The sequence below is a fragment of the Microcoleus sp. Pol7_A1 genome (assembly GCF_036701085.1).
Lineage (GTDB): Bacteria > Cyanobacteriota > Cyanobacteriia > Cyanobacteriales > Microcoleaceae > Microcoleus > Microcoleus asticus.
In genome coordinates this window covers 1-2351 of record NZ_JAUBQD010000145.1, presented here as the reverse complement: position 1 = coordinate 2351, position 2351 = coordinate 1, and the positions used below count along the sequence as shown (strand labels likewise).

Genomic DNA, 2351 nt, shown 5'->3' with positions numbered 1-2351 from the left:
TTTAGTAATCTTGACGAACTCCGCATAAAAGTCCAGGAAATTTTGGCATCTTTCACCGAGCGTATCATTGGTTTTCTCACCGGATGGTCTTGGATTTTACATTCTTTATCTCTATCACATCTTTAAAAAAATGGTATGAGGCTGCGTTAATCGTCATTCTGGATGACATTCACTGGATCGATGAAGCTTCATCGGCATTGCTGCACTACGCCATCCGCTTGTTGAGTCATAAGCCGATTTTATTCGCCTGCACCGGGCGTTCCAGGGAACTAGAGGAGAATGCGGGCATCTCGCGGGTGGTGCAGGCTCTCAGACGAGAACGACGCCTGCTAACGCTGGAATTGCATCCTTTGGATCGACAACAAACGGCTGAACTCATTCGCAGTGTTCCAACGCTCGATCGGACAAATTTGTCTTTAGAAGTTGTGAATCGTGTATTTATTGAGAGTGGGGGAAATCCCCTGTTTGCGCTGGAGGTTGCCCGCGCCCTGGGCCAAGATCATTCCACTCACGGACACGATTTGGAAGCTTTGATCGCCGATCGCTTGCAACAATTGGATCGCGCTGCTCGCGAATTTTTGCCTTGGGCCGCAGCATTGGGGCGGAGCTTCAAACCGACAGCGGTGGCTCATGTGGCAGATTATCCCTTGCCCAAATTGCTCGCCGCGATCGAACAGCTCGAACAACAAACCATTATCCGTCCCAGCGCCTCTGTCGGTGACGAAATGGGCTATGACTTTGCTCACGATATTGTGCCTCAGGCTGTCTACCGGCAGTTGTCACAACCGCGTCGCCATTTGATCCATTTGCAAATTGCCCATAAGTTGAATCAACTCTCCAAACCAGACAGCGCTTGGGCTGGCTATATTGCCCGTCACGCAGCCATCGGGGGCGATCGAGAATTAGCAGCGTCTAGCGCCTTTTGTGCCGCCGAACGCTGCCTGAAATTGTTTGCCTACGCGGAAGCATCAGAATTAGCTCAGCTTGGGATCGAGCAGTGTCAAGGACTTGACGATCGCACTCGGATTGAATTGCATTCAAAATTGCTGCGGGTTAGCGCGATCGCAGGCGTTACGGGCGATCGAGTTTCTCAACTCGACAGCGATGTGCACCGCTTAATCGATGAAGCAAATGCTCTCGGTTTAGAAGAAGCAGAAGCCACGGGACTTGAGGCCTTGGTGATCCTGCATTTCGATCGCAGCAACTTCGCTAACGTTCATCAACACTCGCTGCGGGCAGCAGAGGTAAGTCGGGCATCCAGTCCAGTTACTGCCGTGCGATTGCTGGTATATAGCGGGTCTTGTTTGGCTGAAATTGGACGGGAAATGACGCGGGCAGAAGCTTTGTTGCTGGAGGCACAGTCCCTGGCGGGGAGAGTTGGCGCTACAAACATCGAAATTCCCCAAGGGTTGGGTGCCGTACACCGCCATCACGGGAACTATGCCCAAGCGCGAATTTTGTTGCAACAGGCGTGGCGATTGGCTGCGGCCCAGCAGGATCGCTGGTGCGAGTGTTATAACCTCAGCTATTTGGCGATGACGGAACTGGAAGCGGGCGATCCGGCGGCGGCCTTGCCTTATTGTCAGGAAATGGCGCTCGTCGGAGCCAAAATCAAAGGCGAAGGCAGTGAAGGTGCGATCGCCCAGGCACTTTTAGCTTTAGCGAACTATCAGCTTCAGCAAACTGGAGCCGATGCTGCTTTGGAGCGGGCGATCGCGACTTTGCAACAGGTGGATGCCAAACGGATGCTGTCTTACGTGCTGATTGGGGCCGCTCAAGTGGATTTAGAGTGCGATCGACCTCTTTTGGCAACAGCCCGCGCCGAAGCTGCTTTAGAAGCTGCTCAGACGGTCGATCATCCCAGCGAGATTGCTCTGGCTTGGGCGATTTTGATTCAGGGTGCTTTAGGTTTGGGCGATCGAGAAGGCGCGACTGCGCGGTTTGAATCGCTGCGCGATCGCATCGATCGCACCGCGCTGAGTTTCCGCGCCCGCACTGCTGTCGATCGGGCGATCGAACAGATTTAGTCATTAGTCATTAGTCATTAGTCATTAGTTATTAGTCATTAGTCATTAGTTATTAGTCATCAGTCATTAGTCATTGGTGATTGGTTATTAGAACAAACAAATAACAAATAACCAACAGTGAACAGCCAACAGTCAACAGTCAACAGTCATTACTAATTAAGAGGAATTAATTATGTTTCTCATCAAAGTTGAAACAACGACCGATCGACCCATAACCGCAGAAATGTTAGCTGATCTGCGAGTTTTGGATGGGAGCGTGTCACTTTTGCGATGAGTATTTATACTCAAACATTTCTTCGCTTACCAATTAAGCCATTTAAGTAA

Annotated in this window: 1 protein-coding gene; it reads left to right on the top strand. The window is 50.9% G+C overall.

Going from position 1 to position 2351, the window contains the following annotated elements; genetic code table 11:
* Positions 1-89 precede the first annotated feature (89 nt).
* On the top strand, positions 90-2027 hold the full coding sequence (locus QUA20_RS31555; protein ID WP_333194273.1) for a hypothetical protein: 1938 nt from the start codon (positions 90-92) through the stop codon (positions 2025-2027).
* Positions 2028-2351: the final 324 nt, after the last annotated feature.